This is a genomic window from Nitratireductor lacus (assembly GCF_056431025.1).
In genome coordinates this window covers 15,742-33,629 of sequence record NZ_JBWKMB010000008.1, presented here as the reverse complement: position 1 = coordinate 33,629, position 17,888 = coordinate 15,742, and the positions used below count along the sequence as shown (strand labels likewise).

General features: G+C 62.3%; 15 protein-coding genes. 11 read left to right on the top strand and 4 right to left on the bottom strand.

The genetic code is table 11. From position 1 onward, the window contains the following. Positions 1-30 precede the first annotated feature (30 nt). From lpxD to AC07E3_RS08350, 7 genes are all read left to right on the top strand, one after another. Positions 31-1,092: a UDP-3-O-(3-hydroxymyristoyl)glucosamine N-acyltransferase gene (gene lpxD, locus AC07E3_RS08380; protein WP_336064891.1), complete on the top strand. Its 1,062-nt coding sequence runs from the start codon at positions 31-33 to the stop codon at positions 1,090-1,092. Then, positions 1,085-1,555 (top strand): 3-hydroxyacyl-ACP dehydratase FabZ, encoded by a 471-nt coding sequence (gene fabZ / locus AC07E3_RS08375; protein ID WP_065817492.1) that lies wholly within the window; start codon positions 1,085-1,087, stop codon positions 1,553-1,555. The genes lpxD and fabZ overlap by 8 nt, the downstream gene beginning before the upstream one ends. Before the next feature lie 10 nt (positions 1,556-1,565). Further along, positions 1,566-2,396, top strand: coding sequence for an acyl-ACP--UDP-N-acetylglucosamine O-acyltransferase (gene lpxA / locus AC07E3_RS08370; protein ID WP_478361160.1), 831 nt, complete (start codon positions 1,566-1,568; stop codon positions 2,394-2,396). Continuing rightward, positions 2,380-3,279, top strand: a complete 900-nt coding sequence (locus tag AC07E3_RS08365; RefSeq protein WP_478361158.1) for an LpxI family protein — start codon at positions 2,380-2,382, stop codon at positions 3,277-3,279. Before lpxA ends, AC07E3_RS08365 begins: the two co-directional genes overlap by 17 nt. Next, positions 3,269-4,444 carry a lipid-A-disaccharide synthase gene (gene lpxB, locus AC07E3_RS08360; RefSeq protein ID WP_478361156.1) on the top strand — a complete coding sequence of 392 codons (1,176 nt, stop codon included), beginning with the start codon at positions 3,269-3,271 and terminating at the stop codon, positions 4,442-4,444. The genes AC07E3_RS08365 and lpxB overlap by 11 nt, the downstream gene beginning before the upstream one ends. Positions 4,445-4,673: 229 nt before the next feature. Continuing rightward, positions 4,674-6,065 (top strand): MATE family efflux transporter, encoded by a 1,392-nt coding sequence (locus AC07E3_RS08355; protein WP_478361154.1) that lies wholly within the window; start codon positions 4,674-4,676, stop codon positions 6,063-6,065. Further along, positions 6,062-6,502 (top strand): glyoxalase superfamily protein, encoded by a 441-nt coding sequence (locus tag AC07E3_RS08350; protein ID WP_478361152.1) that lies wholly within the window; start codon positions 6,062-6,064, stop codon positions 6,500-6,502. The genes AC07E3_RS08355 and AC07E3_RS08350 overlap by 4 nt, the downstream gene beginning before the upstream one ends. A 51-nt stretch (positions 6,503-6,553) precedes the next feature. On the opposite strand, the gene gltA is transcribed toward AC07E3_RS08350, so the two are convergent. Together gltA and gltX are read right to left on the bottom strand one after the other, a co-directional pair. Beyond that, positions 6,554-7,849, bottom strand: coding sequence for a citrate synthase (gene gltA, locus AC07E3_RS08345; protein WP_336064882.1), 1,296 nt, complete (start codon positions 7,847-7,849; stop codon positions 6,554-6,556). Positions 7,850-8,045: 196 nt separating this feature from the next. Further along, a complete protein-coding gene (gene gltX, locus AC07E3_RS08340) occupies positions 8,046-9,467 on the bottom strand; it encodes a glutamate--tRNA ligase (protein ID WP_478361150.1) in 1,422 nt (473 codons plus the stop codon). Positions 9,468-9,595: 128 nt separating this feature from the next. Here gltX and AC07E3_RS08335 point away from each other — a divergent pair, with 128 nt between their 5' ends. Further along, positions 9,596-12,031 carry a ComEC/Rec2 family competence protein gene (locus tag AC07E3_RS08335; RefSeq protein ID WP_336064879.1) on the top strand — a complete coding sequence of 812 codons (2,436 nt, stop codon included), beginning with the start codon at positions 9,596-9,598 and terminating at the stop codon, positions 12,029-12,031. Between the two features lie 153 nt (positions 12,032-12,184). On the opposite strand, the gene AC07E3_RS08330 is transcribed toward AC07E3_RS08335, so the two are convergent. Both AC07E3_RS08330 and uvrA read right to left on the bottom strand, forming a co-directional pair. After that, complete coding sequence (locus tag AC07E3_RS08330; protein WP_336064877.1) at positions 12,185-12,985, bottom strand: DUF72 domain-containing protein; 801 nt, start codon at positions 12,983-12,985, stop codon at positions 12,185-12,187. Positions 12,986-12,989: 4 nt separating this feature from the next. Next, positions 12,990-15,914 carry an excinuclease ABC subunit UvrA gene (gene uvrA, locus AC07E3_RS08325; RefSeq protein ID WP_478361148.1) on the bottom strand — a complete coding sequence of 975 codons (2,925 nt, stop codon included), beginning with the start codon at positions 15,912-15,914 and terminating at the stop codon, positions 12,990-12,992. A gap of 31 nt (positions 15,915-15,945) precedes the next feature. Here uvrA and AC07E3_RS08320 point away from each other — a divergent pair, with 31 nt between their 5' ends. From AC07E3_RS08320 to AC07E3_RS08310, 3 genes are all read left to right on the top strand, one after another. Then, entirely contained in the window at positions 15,946-16,287 is a 342-nt protein-coding gene (locus AC07E3_RS08320; protein ID WP_336064873.1) for a hypothetical protein, read from the top strand. A gap of 625 nt (positions 16,288-16,912) precedes the next feature. Next, complete coding sequence (locus AC07E3_RS08315; RefSeq protein ID WP_336064871.1) at positions 16,913-17,407, top strand: single-stranded DNA-binding protein; 495 nt, start codon at positions 16,913-16,915, stop codon at positions 17,405-17,407. Positions 17,408-17,535: 128 nt separating this feature from the next. After that, positions 17,536-17,859, top strand: a complete 324-nt coding sequence (locus AC07E3_RS08310) for a hypothetical protein (protein ID WP_478361146.1) — start codon at positions 17,536-17,538, stop codon at positions 17,857-17,859. Positions 17,860-17,888: the final 29 nt, after the last annotated feature.

Sequence of the window (17,888 nt, the reverse complement as noted above, 5' to 3'; positions counted from 1 at the left end):
GGGCCCTGTGGGCCCGGGCGAAAGGTTTCCATGAAGGACCCTGATTTTTTTCCTCCCGCACGCCGCATCACGGCAGGCGAGGTTGCCTCGCTGACGGGAGCCGAGCTTGTTCGCCCCGAGCTTGCAGAGGTCGTGATCGAGGGCGTTGCCGCCGCGTCCGAGGGCGGGGCCGGCATGCTCGTTTTTATCGAGGGCAAACGCAACGCCGAGCTCGTGCGAAACACGACAGCCGCCGCTGTCCTGTGCAAGCGCGAGGCGGCAGGCCATTGCCCCGATACTGTTGCGGTTCTGATCGCCGACAAACCGCAGGTCGCATTCGCCGAGATCACACGGCTTCTCTTTCCTCAGGCCATGAGCCCCGGATCAATGACCGGCGAGACCGGCATATCCGCACGGGCGAGCGTGGCGGCCGATGCGGTTCTCGAGGATGGTGTGATTGTGGAGCCCGGCGCCGTCATCGGCGCGGGCGTCATGATCGGACGCGGCACGACCATAGCGCCCAACGCCGTGATCGGTGCATTCACCCGGATTGGCCGGGACAGCTATGTCGGCCCCGGGGCCTCGGTCCAGTGCGCCATGATCGGCGATCGCGTCATCCTCCATGCCGGTGTGCGGATCGGCCAGGACGGTTTCGGCTATCTGCCGGGCGCAAGGGGACTGGAAAAACTGCCGCAGATCGGCCGGGTCGTCATTCAGGACGATGTCGAGATCGGCGCCAACACCACCGTTGATCGTGGCGCACTCGTGGATACGGTCATCGGGCAGGGCACGAAGATCGATAACCTCGTCCAGGTGGCGCACAATGTCCGCATCGGCCGTAGCTGCGTCATTGCCGGCAATTGCGGCCTTTCGGGCTCTGTGACGCTGGGTGATTTCGTCATGCTGGGCGGCCGCGTCGGTATAGCCGACCACATCAATATCGGCACCGGTGCGCAGCTTGCCGCGTCGAGCGGCGTCATGAACGACGTGCCGGCCGGCGAGCGCTGGGCCGGTTCCCCCGCCCAGCCGATACGCGAGGCGTTTCGCGAGCTGGCTGCCTTGCGGGGGCTGGTAGACGGGAAGAGAAAGAGAATGAGGGACGGGGATGAGTGACACCGCTTCGACCACGCTTGAAAGCCTGGACATCATGGATCTGATGCGGCTGCTTCCGCATCGTTACCCGTTTCTTCTGGTCGACAGGATTGTCGAGATCGACGGTGACCGTTCGGCCATCGGCATCAAGAATGTCACGATGAACGAACCTCATTTCACGGGGCATTTTCCGGCGCAGCCGGTCATGCCGGGGGTTCTGATCGTCGAGGCAATGGCGCAGACCGCCGGTGCGATCTGCATCAACAATGCCGGCGACGAAACCCCTTCGCTCGTTTATTTCATGACCATCGACAATGCCAAGTTCCGCAAGCCCGTCGTGCCCGGCGACCGTCTCGAGATCCACGTGACGAAGGTCAAGCAGCGCGGCAGCATCTGGAAGTTCGATTGCGTCGCAAAGGTGGACGAGGCCAAGGTTGCCGAGGCGGTCATCTCGGCGATGATGTCCGTTGAGCAGGCGAGCTGACGGGAATTTTATGGCGCGCGAAACTGTCATTCACCCTTCGGCTGTTATCGAGCCCGGTGCTGAACTGGGCGAAGGGGTTCGCATCGGCCCGTTTTGCCATGTGTCTTCGGGCGCCAGGCTTCATGACGACGTGGAACTGATCGGCCATGTGACGATCATGGGCGACACGACTCTGGGCGAGGCCTGCCAGGTCTACCCGCAGGCCGTTCTCGGCGCTCCGCCGCAGAACTTCAGGCACAAGGGTGGCAGGAGCACGCTCGATGTCGGCGCCAATTGCGTGATACGCGAGGGCGTGACCTTTCACGCTGGAACGGACACAAGCCGCGGCAGGACGACGGTTGGCTCACACGGCCTTTTCATGGCCTATTCGCATGTCGCGCATGACAGTGATGTCGGCAACCACGTGACCATGGCCAACTATGCCGGTCTCGGCGGGCATGCAGAGATCGGCGATCATGTGATCATTTCGGGCTATGCCGCGGTTCATCAGTTCGTACGCATTGGCCATCACGCTTTTCTGGGCGGATTTGCCGCTGTGGTGGGCGATGTCATCCCCTATGGCATGGCGGTCGGGGACCGGGCGCGCCTGCGTGGCCTCAACCTTGTCGGTCTCAAACGCTCGGGCATGCCGCGCGAGGACATTGCGGCCCTGCGCAGGGCCTACAGGATGCTCTTTGCGGAAGGGGCATCGCTGGAAGAAAACGCCGTCGCTGTCCGGAACGCTTATCCCTCTTCGGAGCTGATCGGCGACATTGTTGCCTTCGTTTCCGGCAGGGACAAGCGCCATTTCACACTCCCGGCGCGTGGCAAAGGCGCGTCCGAGGATGATGACACAGCCTGAAAACCACCCGGTTCTGCCGCGCGATGCCCGTGTTGCGGTCGTCGCCGGCAGCGGAGCCCTGCCGCGGGATGTGGTGCGCACGCTCGTCAAGGGCGGGCACAGGCCGCTCGTCGTTGCCATTGAAGGCGAGGCGGACTGGTTGGATGGCGAGAATGTTGCCGAGTTCGATCTATGGCCGGCGCCGGCCGAGCGTCTGGGACTGTTCCTGCCCAGGCTCAAGCGCGCGGGCGTGACCCATCTCGTGCTTGCCGGGGGCGTAAGCCGCCGACCGCCGATCCTGAAGGTCAGGCTTGGATGGGACGTGTTTCGCGCTCTTCCCAAACTCCTGGCAGCCTATGCAAAGGGCGACGATGGTCTCCTGCGCGCGGTCATTGCGCATATCGAATCCAAAGGCATTCGCGTTCTGGGCGCGCACGAGATTGCACCGGAGCTTCTCGCGCCCGAAGGGGTCATGACCCGCAGCGGGCCAAAGGCCTCCGACAGGAAAAACCTGGCCGCCGCCTACGAGGCAGCCCGCATGATCGGTGCGCTCGACATCGGTCAGGCCGCCATCGCCGTGGGCGGCCGTGCCGTGGCGCTGGAAGGCATTGAGGGAACCGCAGGGCTGCTTGAGCGGATGCGCTGCATGCGCAACCATGGGCGCCTTGCGGGAAAGGCGGGCGGCGCACTGGTGAAGTGCGTCAAGCCGGATCAGGAGAAACGCGCCGACATGCCGACCATAGGCCCCGATACGATACGGGCGGCACATGCCGCCGGGCTCGCCGGCGTCGGCGTCGAGGCCGGGCGTTCGCTGATCCTGGACTATGCGACCACGATCGGGCTGGCAGACGAGCACGGCCTGTTCGTGATCGGGCTCGATCCGGAGGCGCACGATGAGCGTTGAGCGCCGCCCTTTGAAGATTGCCATCGTTGCCGGCGAGGAATCCGGGGATCTTCTGGGTGCAGACCTCATAGAGGCGCTGCGTCGGGAAAGCGGGTCGGACGTCGAGCTTCTGGGTGTTGGCGGGCGAGGGCTCATCGCGCAGGGGCTGGAGTCGATCTTTGATGCCGAAGAGATTGCCCTGATGGGGGTGAGCGCCATTGTGCGCGATCTGCCTCGACTGATACGCCGCATCGGCCAGACGGCAAAAGCCGTTGCAGATGCAGGGCCCGACTGCCTGATCACCATCGACAGTCCGGAGTTTAGCCTCCGCGTCGCAAAGAAGGTGCGCGCGCTCGCGCCTTCCATCCCGATCATCCATTATGTCTGCCCGAGCGTTTGGGCATGGCGGCCGGGAAGGGCGCCCGCCATGCGCCCGCATGTCGACGAGGTGCTTTGTCTTCTGCCGTTCGAACCCGCCGAACTGGAACGGCTCGGCGGCTCAGCCGGCACCTTTGTCGGCCATCGTCTGGCAAGCGACCCGAACATCCTGGCAGCGGCGCAGGCGCATCTGTCTGGGGCGGCCAAAGCGCCTGACGAACAGCGGTCGCTGCTTCTCCTGCCCGGATCGCGCCGTGGCGAGGTCTCGCGTCTTCTCCAGCCTTTTGGGGAAACCGTGCGCCACCTTCATGAGGCCGGTCACGATTTCCGTGTGCTGATGCCCACCGTTCCGCACGTCTCATCCATGATCGAGGCTGCGGTGAAGGACTGGCCCAAAAAGCCCGAAATCATCCTCGATCAGAAACGCAAATGGCAGGCGTTTGACGAGGCCGATGCAGCACTGGCATGCTCCGGAACCGTCTCGCTGGAGCTGGCCCTGGCCCGTGTGCCGACCATTCTTTGCTACAAGACGGATTTCGTGGCGCGTGCGCTCATTCCACTGATCACCGTGTGGTCGGCGGCCCTGCCAAACCTGATTGCCGGCTGGCCGGTCGTGCCTGAGCATTTCAATCAATATGTCCGGCCGTCCTATCTGGCCCGCCAGATCACGACATTGTGGGACGACAAGCCGGGTCGGGCCGCGCAGATGGCTGGCTTCCAGGAGATCGCCGACGCACTGGCCACCGCACGACCGTCCGGTGAGATCGCTGCGCAGGTGGTTCTCCGGCATGTTTCAGGCGCCGCCTGAGATTTTGCAGGCTTTTCCGGCAACAGGCTCGCAAAGCACGCAGATCATTGACGTCGAGGCGGCTTCCGGCTAGAGAGCGGATCGGCTGCAGACGCCTGCCGTCCGCTGACATCATGTCACGGTGAAGTTCTGCCTCAGACCTTTTCGATCCTCCTCCACGCATGTCGCGCGGATGGCAATGCGGACCCCGTCCTTTTCAGCGCGGCTCTTGCGACAGGAGAACGGGGATTTGTCTGAAAAACCCATCAACGCATTCACCGAAGGTCCTCTCGGACCCATCTATGCGCGTACCGCGCTTCCGATCATCTTCGTGATGGGCATGAACGGACTGCTTGCTGTCTGCGACGCGCTCTTCCTCGGGCATTTCGTCGGACCGGATGCGCTGGCCGCCGTCACGCTCATGTTTCCGCTTTATATGCTCGTCGTCGCACTGGCGACGCTTGTTTCGAGCGGCATGTCGAGCCTTCTGGCCCGTCGTCTTGGCGCGGCCGAAACACAGGCGGCAGGCAGAGTGTTCGCCGGCGCGCACGGGCTCGCGCTCTTTGTCAGCCTTCTTCTGATGCTGCTTTTCCTTCCGTTCGGACCGGCGATCTCCGTGCTTATTGCCGGCGGCTCGCCGGAACTGGCGGAGATGGGGCTGGTTTATCTGCGGATCACGGTCTTCTTTTCACCCCTACTGTTCCTGCTTTCCGTCAACTCAGACGCATTGCGCAATGAGGGGCGCGTCAACCTGATGGCCGCGATGAGCCTGCTCGTCTCAATCGCCAATATCGGCTTCAACTACATGCTGATCGCCGGTTTAGGCATGGGGGTTGCTGGTTCTGCTTATGGAACCGCACTCGCGCAGGCGCTCGCATTCGCCGGAATTCTTGCCTTTCGTCTGCGGGGCCGGACGCAACTGCCTCTTTCCGTGCTTGTGCGCCACGGGCTGCATGGAGGCTGGGCAAGCATCCTGGCACTCGGCGCGCCGCAGAGCCTGAATTTTATCGGCCTCGCGCTGGGGTCGGCAACAATCCTTACAGCACTTCAGTGGGTGGGGGCGCCGGGCTATGGGACCACCGTTTCGGCATACGGGATCATAACGAGGGTCATGACCTTCGCTTTCCTGCCGCTTCTTGGATTGAGCCATGCCATGCAGACGATCACGGGCAACAATTTCGGCGCGGACAGGCTGTTGCGGGTGAACAGGAGCCTGCAATTCGCTGTTGTTGTCGCCTTCGTCTACTGCCTTGCGCTTCAGGTTCTGATGGCCTGTTTCGCCTCTGCGATCGGGCAAGCCTTCGTCGGGGATCGAGCGGTCGTGGCCGAAGTGGCGCGCATCCTTCCCGTGATGACAGGCCTGTTCTTCGCCACTGGTCCGCTGATGATGATCGCGATGCATTTTCAGGCGATCGGTGATGCGGGCCGGGCGGCGGTGCTCGGTCTTTCGAAGCCATATCTCTTTGCGATCCCGCTCACCTTCGCGCTCGCCGCAATTTTCGGCGAGGCCGGTATCTGGGTTGCCGGGCCGTCTGCCGAAGCGATGCTTTTCGTCCTCACCGTCATCGTGCTTTACCGCACGGCTCGGGGAAACAGGCTGGGATGGGGGCTTTTCCCGGCGGTGAGGGGAGAGCAGGCATGAATCCCGGACTGCCGACCATGGCGGAGGCAAAGGCGCTCGCAAAGCGCCTGCGTCAGCATCTGAAGGATCGCGGCCGCACCGTAACGCATGCGCAGGCGCTCGAAACCATCGCGCACCAGCATGGATATCGTGACTGGAACACGCTTTGCGCGGCAATCGGGCAGAATGGGCCTGATGCATGGACTCCCGGGCAGCGCGTGCAGGGGACCTATCTCTCGCGGCCGTTTGAGGGAACCCTGATCGCTTCGCAAAGGCTGCGCCCCGGCTGGTTTCGCGTCGTGATCGACCTGGACGAACCCGTGGACGTCGTCACGTTCGACAGCTTCTCCAACCACCGCAAACGCATTCGCGGAACTGTCGGTCCGGACGGGCATTCCCGCGAGCGGACATCCAACGGGCTGCCGCATCTCACGCTGGAAGCCAGAGCCGCTCCATAAAGAAAAAGCCCCGCCGAAAAACGGCGGGGCTTCGTCGCATCCTATAAGGAATCAGCGCTTGGCGATCGGCACGTAGTCGCGCTGCGTAGCGCCCGTATAGAGCTGGCGCGGGCGGCCGATCTTCTGCTTCGGATCCTCGATCATCTCTTTCCACTGGGCGATCCAGCCAACGGTGCGCGCGAGCGCGAAGAGCACCGTGAACATGGTGGTGGGGAAGCCCAGCGCCTTCAGCGTGATGCCGGAATAGAAGTCAATGTTCGGGTAGAGCTTCTTTTCGATGAAATACTCATCCGTCAGCGCAATGCGCTCCAGCTCCATGGCAATGTCGAGCTGCGGGTCGTCCTTGATGCCCAGTTCGCTTAACACCTCGTGGCAGGTCTTCTGCATGATCTTCGCGCGCGGATCGTAATTCTTGTAGACCCGGTGGCCGAAGCCCATAAGGCGGAACGGATCGTTCTTGTCCTTGGCGCGGTCGATGAATTCGGGAATGCGGTCGACGGAACCGATCTCGTCCAGCATGTTGAGCGCAGCCTCGTTGGCGCCGCCATGGGCCGGGCCCCAGAGACAGGCGATGCCGGCTGCGATGCAGGCGAACGGATTGGCACCGGAAGAACCGGCCAGACGCACCGTCGAGGTGGAGGCGTTCTGCTCATGATCGGCGTGCAGGATGAAGATGCGCTCCATTGCGCGCGCCAGAACCGGGTTCACCTTGTACTCCTCGCACGGCACGGCAAAGCACATGTGCAGGAAGTTGGCGGCATAGCCGAGCTCGTTCTTGGGATAAACGAACGGCTGACCCACGTGATATTTGTAGGCCATGGCGGCGATGGTCGGCATCTTGGCGATCATGCGCAGGCTCGCCACCATGCGCTGATGCGGGTCGGAAATGTCGGTCGAGTCGTGGTAGAAGGCCGACATCGCACCGACCACGCCGCACATGACGGCCATCGGATGCGCATCGCGGCGGAAACCGGTGAAGAAGCGGTTCATCTGCTCATGCACCATGGTGTGGTGCGTCACGCGATAGTCGAAATCCTCTTTCTGCGCCTTGGTCGGCAGTTCGCCGTAGAGCAGCAGGTAGCAGGTCTCAAGGAAGTCGCCATGTTCGGCAAGCTGTTCGATCGGATAGCCGCGGTGCAGCAGAATTCCCTCGTCGCCGTCGATATAGGTGATCTTCGATTCGCAGCTTGCGGTCGAGGTAAAGCCCGGATCGTAGGTGAACATGCCGGTGTCTTTGTAGAGCGAGGCGATGTTGACGACATCCGGGCCCACGCTGCCCTTCAAAATCTCGAATTCGTGCCCTTCTTCCTGGCCGCCAATTTCCAGCTTCGCAGTTGGTTTGGTCATCGCAATCACCTCTCACTTCAAGGAACTTGGCGCCAGAAAACTGTCGCCCAAATAAAAATGGCCGGCGGTCGAGCGCGCGAAATAGCTAACGCATTTCCCCCGTGGTGCCAAGCGCGTGCAGCATCTGAATATTGCAGTGCAGCACGCTCTCGGTGATCGAACCCGCTCCGCCAGCCAGGTCCTTTGCGGGACGAAGCTAGGCAGCCTGATCGCGGATGCGCGCCAAACTCTCCTCTCGCCCAAGAACGGAGAGAACATCGAAGATGCCTGGCGATGTGGTGCGCCCGACGAGCGCTGCCCGCAAGGGTTGGGCAACTTTGCCAAGCTTGCGTTCGGTCTGTTCCGCAAAGACGCGGACAGCAGCTTCGATGTTCGCAAGGGTCCAATCGCCGACATTTTGCAATACGGGAAGAATTTCCGCAAGCAGCTGGCGTGCATTCTCGTCAAGCAGCTGTGCAGCATTCTCGTCGATCGACAGTGGTCGCTCTGCGAAAAGAAAGCCCGCACTATCAACGAGTTCCACGAGAGTCTTGGCGCGCTCTTTCAAGCCGGGAAGGGCCTGCAAAAGCTGGTTTTTCCGCGTCTCGTCGAGTGCGTCGAGAAGCGCTCTCCCACCGTCGAGATATGGCAATGTGCCGACCAGCACGTCGAGCAGCTTCGCATCGTCCATCTGCCGCATATGCACGCCGTTCAGCGCTTCCAGCTTCTGGAAATCGAAACGCGCGGCGCCCTTGTTCACGTCAACGATGTCGAACCAGCGAATCATGTCCTCGTCGGACATGATCTCGTCATCTCCGTGGCTCCAGCCGAGCCGTGCCAGATAGTTGCGCAGGGCGGAGGGTAGATATCCCATCTCCCGATAGGCCTCGACGCCGAGCGCGCCGTGGCGCTTGGAGAGCTTGGCGCCGTCTGGCCCATGAATAAGCGGGATATGGGCCATCACCGGCACCTCCCAGCCCATGGCCCTGTAGATCACCGTCTGGCGCGCGGCATTGGTCAGGTGATCGTCGCCGCGGATGATGTGCGTGACGCCCATGTCGTGATCGTCGACCACGACGGCATGCATGTAGGTCGGCGAACCGTCGGAGCGAAGGATGATGAAATCGTCGAGATCCTTGTTGGGAAATCGCACCGTGCCCTGTACCTGGTCCTCGACCACGGTTTCGCCGTCCCGGGGCGTCTTGATGCGGATCACGGGCTTGACGCCCTCGGGAGCCTCTGAAGGATCACGGTCGCGCCAGGTGCCGTCATAGCGGGGCGGGCGGCCCTCGGCGCGCGCCTTCTCGCGCATCGCCTCAAGCTCTTCCTGGGAGCTGTAGCAGTAATAGGCCTCGCCCTTGGCGACCAGTTCCTCGGCGACCGCGCGATGCCGGTCCGCCCGCTCGAACTGCGAGACCGGTTCTCCGTCGCAGTTGAGCCCCAGCCAGGCAAGCCCGTCCAGAATGGCCGCCGTGGCCTCATCGGTCGAGCGCTGCCGGTCCGTGTCTTCGATGCGCAGCAGCATTTTTCCACCGGTGTGGCGCGCATAGAGCCAGTTGAAAAGGGCCGTGCGCGCACCGCCGATATGAAGAAATCCGGTGGGTGAGGGTGCAAAGCGCGTGACGACGGGTGTGGTCATGAATCTATCCCGGGAATTGGCGCGGTCTCACGATCCGCTGGGGTGTGTGATACCGCAGGTGGCCTTCGGTTGGCTGTCATGTAGCATAGAACGGTCCGGGCGCAAGCATTGCACGGGAGGCCAGGCCGATGGGGGGCAAACTGGCGATTGCGGAGAGCGACGAGCGGGCGCAGTTCGCCGTCGGCACGCAGACGCCGGAAGCTGAAGACGCAACGCAGGACATTGTGGTGTCGCCGGCGCGCCGTGCGCATGCGCCGGTCGCAGCGCGAATCCATGGCCTCGTCGCCCCGCTCGGCAAGCGTCTGAATGCAGATATGCGTGCCGCGCTTTCGCGGGAAGCGGCAAGAGGCACTTTGTTCCTTTGGCTTCCTGTCCTGCTGGGCAGTGGCGCGCTCGCTTATTTCGCCTTGCCGGTCGAGCCTCCGGCCTATGCCGTTGTCTGCGGTCTGCTCGCGCTTGCCCTTGTGGCATTCCTGGCCGCGGGAAAGCCGCTCCTGCGTGGTGCCTTTCTTGCAGCCCTCATCGTTCTGCTGGGGCTCGCCTGCGCCAAAGTGGAGAGCTGGCGGGCCGGTACGCCCATGCTCGGCGCCGACGTGACCACCCGGCTCACCGCCCGCGTCATCAGCATTGAGCATCGTGCGAATGGGCGTTTCCGCCTGACAGTGGATGTGGTGTCCACCAGACGCCCGCAGTTGCGTTATGCACCGGCGCGGGCGCGCCTGTCGGCGCGCTCCATCCCGGCCGGGCTGAGACCGGGTGACGGGATCGGGGGCCTCGTGCGCCTGATGACACCCTCAGGGCCGGTGCGGCCACACGCTTATGATTTTTCTTTCGAGAGCTATTTTGACGGGCTCGGGGCCGTGGGCTTTTTCATGCGCGATCCCGAACCTGTGGAGATCGAGCCGTTGCCCGGCGCGCGGCAGTGGGTGCAGCGGATCTCGTCCACGCTGCAGGGACTGCGGGAAGGCCTGGCCGCGCGGCTGCGCGAGCGGGTGGGCGGGGCCGAAGGCGAGGTTGCAGCGGCGTTGATCACGGGCATGAGAGGCGGCATTCCCGAAGCATACAATGAAGACCTGCGCCGCGCCGGGCTTGCGCATGTCCTTGCCATTTCGGGTCTGCACATGGCGCTTGCAGCTTTCACGATCATCGGAACCGCAAGGCTGGGCTTTGCCCTGTTCCCGGGTTTTTCTTCTCGCCATCCCGTGCGCAAATACGCTGCCGCAGCGGCGCTGCTTGTCTGTTTCTTCTATCTGCTCGTTTCCGGCAGCGGTGTGGCGGCGCAGCGCAGCTTTCTGATGCTCGCGGTCATGCTGCTGGCGCTGCTGTTCGATCGTGCTGCCCTGACCATGCGCAATCTGGCGGTTGCGGCACTGGCAGTGATCATCACGACGCCGCATGAGGTTGTCGGCCCGGGTTTCCAGATGTCTTTCTCGGCAACGGCCGCACTGATCGCAGGGTATGCGGCCTGGAACGCGCACCGCGAGAAGCGGCTCGCCCGAAAGCCATATGTCGAGCGGAGAGGCGCTTCGAAGCTCATCCATCTCGTTCTCCTGTCCATTGGCGGAATTGCGCTCACATCCCTGATCGCCGGCACCGCAACAACGCTCTATGGCGTCTGGCATTTTCAGCGGGCCTCGCCGCTGGCTCTCGGCGCCAATCTGGCGGCGATGCCTGTCGTTTCCCTGGTGGTGATGCCCTCCGCCGTCGCCGCAATTGCAACGATGCCGCTCAATCTCGATGGATGGCCGCTGGCCGTGATGGGATGGGGCATTTCCACGGTCATGAGCATAGCGCGATGGTTCTCGGAGCGAACCCCCATCGATGCGACCGGGGCGATACCGCTTGGCGCCACACTGAGCCTGACAGCGGCACTCGTCGTTCTCACCATGACCACAACGAGGCTGAGGATTGCCGCATTGCCGTTCCTGGCGATGGGATTTTTTCTCATAGCGACACGCAGTCTGCCTGACGTCCTTATCTCCGAGGACGCACGCCTCGTGGCGGTACGCACGCAGGATGGCGCGCTCGCTGTCAATCGAAAACGTCCCAATGCCTTTTCGCTGGAAAACTGGCTGCGCGCAGAAGGCACTGAAACTGTGCGAAAACCGGACGGGTTGAGCGGCGCGAGCACTGCCGAACTCATTGCCCGGGCGTCAGCGCATCATTTCCTGTGCAACGACGCCATCTGCGTCCTGCGCCACGAAAGCGGAGCGATTATCGGCCATGTGACCAAGGGGGATGTGCCCATGTCGAGACGGTCTCTTCGTGAACTGTGTGGGGCCGTCGATCTTGTCGTCATCAATGATGCGCGCATCGATCGGCCCTGCGGGGTCGATGGCACACACACAGTCACGGCGCGCGACCTGGCCCGTCGTGGCAGTGCCGAGATACGCATTGAACGAAAGGGGTCTGACGCGCTTCTGTTCAACATCGCTTATGCGATCAGCGAGCCCCATCGGCCATGGCATGAGCAACGCCAGTTTTCACGCGCCGCCCGCGGGCTGGGACCATACAAAGGTAGGCGAAACGCTGCCAAAGAAGCGAACAAAAATCAGCAAAATTAGAGCTTTAAAGCGAACACCAAAGGCAGCTCATAAAATCACGCAGGCATGAGCTAGAGCATCGGACCGAAAAGTGGAATCCGGTTTTCGGGCTATTCCGATGCTCCATCAATAGTCTAGATCGTCCTTTGTGCGTCCGGATGGACGCACGGCGATCTAGCCCGCGCGCTCCATGAAAGCCCTGGCGGCATGCGGCGCGCGAATCTTTCCTTCATGGATGAAATAGACGAACACGTCGCGCGCCTTGGTCTCCGGCGTGAAGGTCGGGTCCATAAGGGGCAGGTCGTCCGGCTGTCCGCCCTCGGCCCAGAGCCTCGCGCGCTTTGCCCATCCATCGAGTTCGTTGGGAGGATATGCGGTCGGAATATCGTCCTCGCCGCGCTGCAGGCGGGCATAGACGAAATCGCCGGTCACGTCGGCGATTTCCGGATAGGTGTTGTGATGCGCATAGCAGATCGCCGCGCCGTATTTGCGCACAAGCCGGGGAAACTCCGGCGTACAGAAGGTCTCGTTGCGCACCTCCAGAACATGCCGGAGAGGCACACCGTCGCGCTCGTGCGGCAGCAGTTTCAGAAAACCCTCGAAATCCTCCGGATCGAACTTTTTCGTCGGTGCGAACTGCCAGACCAGCGGGCCCAGCTTCTCGCCGATCTCGGAAATGCCAGAACCAAGAAATTTTTCAAGAGATTCAGATGCTTCTGAGAGAACCTTGCGATTCGTCACAAAGCGGTTTCCCTTGAGCGAAAAGACAAACCCATCCGGCGCCTCACTTGCCCATTTGGCATAGGTGGCCGGTTTCTGGCTGCCGTAATAGGTGCCGTTCACCTCGATTGTCGGCACCTGCCGGGAGGCATATTCGAGCTGTCGCTTCTTCGGCAGGTCGTCGGGATAGAACGTGCCTTCCCATGGCTGAAACGTCCAGCCGCCCATGCCGGCGCGAATGGTGCCTGTGGTCATCAGTTTACTCCGCTGCCTGTGCCTTGCCGGCGGGCCGGCGTTCGAGAAGTTCTTTCAGGAATTTGCCGGTATAGCTGCGCGGCTCGGCCATCACGTCGTCGATGGAGCCCGAGGCGACGAGTTCGCCGCCGCCATCGCCGCCTTCGGGACCAAGATCGAGGATCCAGTCGGCGGTCTTGATGACTTCGAGATTGTGCTCGATCACCACGACCGTGTTGCCCTGGTCGACCAGTTCATGCAGCACTTCGAGCAGCTTTGCCACATCGTGGAAATGCAGGCCCGTGGTCGGCTCGTCCAGAATGTAGAGCGTGCGGCCCGTGGCCCGTTTCGACAGTTCCTTGGCAAGCTTGATGCGCTGCGCCTCGCCGCCTGAAAGTGTGGTGGCCTGCTGGCCGATATGGATATAGCCAAGACCGACGCGGGCGAGCGTGACCAGCTTGTCGCGCACGGCCGGCACGGCAGCGAAAAATTCCACGCCTTCATCCACCGTCATTTCCAGCACATCGGCAATCGACTTGCCCTTGAAGGTGACTTCGAGCGTCTCGCGGTTGTAGCGCTTGCCATGGCAGACATCGCAGGTGACGTAGACATCCGGCAAAAAATGCATCTCGATCTTGATGACGCCGTCGCCCTGGCAGGCCTCGCAGCGCCCGCCCTTGACGTTGAACGAGAAGCGCCCGGGCTGGTAGCCGCGCGCCTTGGCTTCCGGCAGGCCGGCAAACCAGTCGCGGATCGGCGTGAACGCGCCGGTATAGGTGGCCGGGTTGGACCGGGGCGTGCGCCCGATCGGCGACTGGTCGATGTCGATCACCTTGTCGAGATGTTCGAGCCCTTCGATCCTGTCATGCTCGGCGGGCTGTTCGCGCGAGCCCATGATACGGCGTGAGGCGGACTTGAACAGCGTCTCGATCAGAAGCGTGGATTTGCCGCCACCGGAAACGCCGGTGACGCAGGAAAACGTGCCGAGCGGCACTTCCGCCGTCACATCCTTCAAATTGTTTCCGCGCGCGCCCACGACGCGGATGCGGCGCTTCTTCGGGATTTCGCGGCGCTGCTCGGGCATCTTGATCCCCATCGCACCGGTTAGATATTTGCCGGTGATGGAGGCCGGACTGGCCATGATGTCGCGCGGCGTGCCTTCAGCGATGATCTGCCCGCCGTGGACGCCAGCGGCAGGGCCGATGTCGACCACATGGTCGGCCGTCAGAATGGCGTCCTCGTCATGCTCGACCACGATCACCGTATTGCCGAGATCGCGCAGATGTCTGAGTGTTGCGAGAAGCCGGTCATTGTCGCGCTGATGCAGGCCGATGGACGGCTCGTCGAGCACATAAAGAACGCCGGTCAAGCCCGAACCGATCTGTGAGGCAAGCCGGATGCGCTGGCTTTCGCCGCCCGACAGCGTGCCCGAATTGCGCGAAAGCGTCAGATAGTCGAGGCCCACATCGTTGAGAAAGCGCAGTCGCTCGCGGATCTCCTTCAGGATGCGGACCGCGATCTCATTCTGTTTGTCATTGAGATTCTCAGGCAGATCCTCGAACCATGCACCCGCCTTGCGGATCGACATTTCGGTGACCTGACCGATATGCAGGCCGTCGATCTTCACCGCCAGCGCCTCGGGCTTCAGGCGGTGTCCACCGCACGCCGGGCAGGGGTGGGCCGACATGTAGCGCTCGATTTCCTCGCGCATCCAGGCCGATTCGGTCTCCTTCCAGCGGCGCTGGAGATTGACCACGACACCTTCGAAGGGCTTTGTGGTTCGGTAGCTGCGCAGGCCGTCATCATAGTCGAAGACGATCTTCTTCTCGCCCGTACCGTTCAGGATCGCGTCCTGCCCGTCTGCCGGCAGGTCGCGCCAGCGGTCGCCCACCTTGAAGCCGTATTCGCGGCCCAGCGCCTCCAGCGTCTGCAGATAATAGGGCGAGGTCGATTTAGCCCAGGGTGCAATCGCTCCTTCGCGCAGGATCGCATTGTCGTCCGGCACCACCAGATTCGGATCGATGGCGCGCTGGCTGCCGAGCCCGTCGCAGGTGGGGCATGCGCCCGCCGGATTGTTGAACGAAAACAGACGCGGCTCGATCTCCGGGATCGTGAAACCTGACACGGGACAGGCAAACTTTTCCGAAAAAACAATGCGCTCATGCGTCTCGTTCTTCGATTTGTTGGCCCCGCCACCCTTTGCGGTCGCCTCGTCGGACAACGGCCTGTCGGCAAATTCGGCAATCGCCAGCCCGTCGGCGAGTTTTAGACAGGTTTCGAGCGAATCCGCCAGACGGGTCGCCAGATCGTCGCGCACCACGACGCGGTCCACCACCACGTCGATGTCGTGCTTGTATTTCTTGTCGAGTGCCGGCACCTCGGCGATCTCATAGAACGTGCCGTCCACCTTGACGCGCTGAAAGCCCTTCTTCTGGAGTTCGGCCATCTCCTTGCGGTATTCGCCCTTGCGCCCGCGCACGATGGGTGCGAGCACATAGAGCCGAGTGCCTTCCTCCAGCGCCATCACCCGGTCGACCATCTGGCTCACCGTCTGGCTCTCGATGGGCAGGCCCGTGGCTGGCGAATAGGGCACGCCCACGCGTGCGAAAAGCAGGCGCATATAGTCGTAGATTTCCGTCACCGTGCCGACGGTTGAGCGGGGGTTCTTCGACGTTGTTTTCTGCTCGATGGAAATGGCCGGCGAAAGCCCGTCGATCTGGTCGACATCCGGCTTCTGCATCATTTCCAGGAACTGGCGCGCATAGGCCGAAAGGCTCTCCACATAGCGCCGCTGTCCCTCGGCATAGATCGTGTCGAAGGCGAGCGACGACTTGCCGGAACCCGACAGGCCGGTCATGACGATCAGCTTCTCGCGCGGCAGGTCGAGATCGACATTCTTGAGGTTGTGCTCGCGCGCACCGCGAATGGTAATGGACTTGTGTTCTGGCATGCCCCGTCGCTGCCTGTCTTGAGAAACCGGATTGGCCGGCAGCATGCCGGTCCGTGCATCATGTAGGAAGCGGCACGCAAATGTCGACCGCAGCGCCACGGAAGACGCCAGCCGATATCGCTTCGCCGCAGATACGCCAGTGCCGCTCAACGAGCGGAAGGGCGCATGTCCTTCCTTTAACACGCTTGCCCGGCTGATGGGCAAGCAAAAAGAACAAAGGCCGAACGTTCTCCTGACAATTCTGGCAGGAGCGTGTCTGGCAGGAGCGTGCGGATCGTTACAGACGATCACATTTGCCGGCATGGCGGGGCATTCGCTTGACCGGCGAAACCCGAAGGCGCAGTATGCCCCGGTCAGCGCTCGCGGCTTTTGAGCGCTCGCAAGAGGCGCCGGTGGGCGCATCGGCTGCGCACCGCCGCTAGAGCACGCTGACGCCGAGCAAATGTCCGAAACGCGAAGAAGGAGGAAGGCATGAATCCACCTGACCGATCCACCGGGCTTCGCCTTGATCGCGAAGCCACAGCTGGCTGATCGGTCCGCTACGCATTCGGCGCATGGCGCGACGCATGTGTTTCGGTTCCGGTCCATGGCGCGTGACGTTTCTGAAGAACGCATTCGCCGGCAGGCATGACAACGCTGGCGGCTGGCTGCCCCCCGAAAATCAGAACGACTTGAAGACAGGGTTGGTGAAACCGCCCTGCCTGACGACACCGGTAAACCATTCCCGGTATGGAGGGTCAGAAGACCCGAAGCCCCGCGCGACCAGAAGGCGGCGGGGCTTTTCCTTGCATCTGCCGGCCCGAAGCGTCGTTCGGGGCGGCCGCAGAGGGCGTCCCGGAGGGCGCTCTTGAAGGCATTGACAGATGTCCGCCGAATGTGAACATAATAAGAACAAATGAGCTGTGGACGACAGCGGAGCGGGCAAAGGCGAAGAGCGCGCGGCAGCTTCGCTTGCGATATGGTGCGCGACAGATTTCGGACAAGCGTGGAGAAGCGTTATGGCGGGCAGCGTCAACAAGGTCATTCTGGTGGGAAATCTGGGCGCCGACCCGGAAATTCGGCGGCTCAATTCCGGCGATCCGGTGGTCAACATGCGGATTGCCACATCGGAAACATGGCGCGATCGCCAGTCGGGCGAGCGACGTGAGCGCACCGAATGGCATAATGTGGTGATTTTCAACGACAATCTCGCCAAGGTTGCCGAGCAGTATCTGAAGAAGGGCGCCAAGGTCTATATCGAGGGCCAGCTCCAGACGCGCAAATGGACAGACCAGAACGGTCAGGAGCGTTACACGACCGAGATCGTGCTGCAGAAGTTCCGTGGCGAACTTCAGATGCTCGACACGCGCGGGCAGGGTGGCGACAGTCAGGTCGGCTATGGTGGTGGCGGCGGCAATCGGAGCTCCGACTTCGGCCAGTCCGGTCCTGCTGACAGCGGTGGCGGCGGCGGAGGCGGCTATTCGCAGAACCTCGACGACGAAATCCCGTTCTGATCGGGAACAGGGTCTTGTTGAAACCCGGCAGTGCCGCCCCGATCCATGGACGTAACCATGGTATCCGGATATGGCGCGCCGGGTTTTTCGCATTTTCAATCGTTTTTGCGGCGTTCACACCGGCTGCGATGGCCGGTGAAGCGAACGTCGTCGACGTGAAAATCCACGCCGAAACCGGTGGCACCTACCGCTTCGACGTCACCGTGGAACATGCAGATGAAGGGTGGGAGCACTACGCGGATCAATGGGACGTGGTCGACGATGCCGGCAATGTCCTCGGGTCACGCAAACTCCTGCACCCGCATGTGAGCGAACAGCCATTTGCCCGCAGCCTGTCCGGCGTGTCGCTGCCTGACGGGCTCACCCATGTCACCATCCGCGCACACGATTCCGTTCATGGATTTGGCGGAAGAGAGGTCACACTGCCCATTCCCGGGCGCGGCGACGGGTAAGGTCCTCGGTCCCGATTTTTCCTACCCTG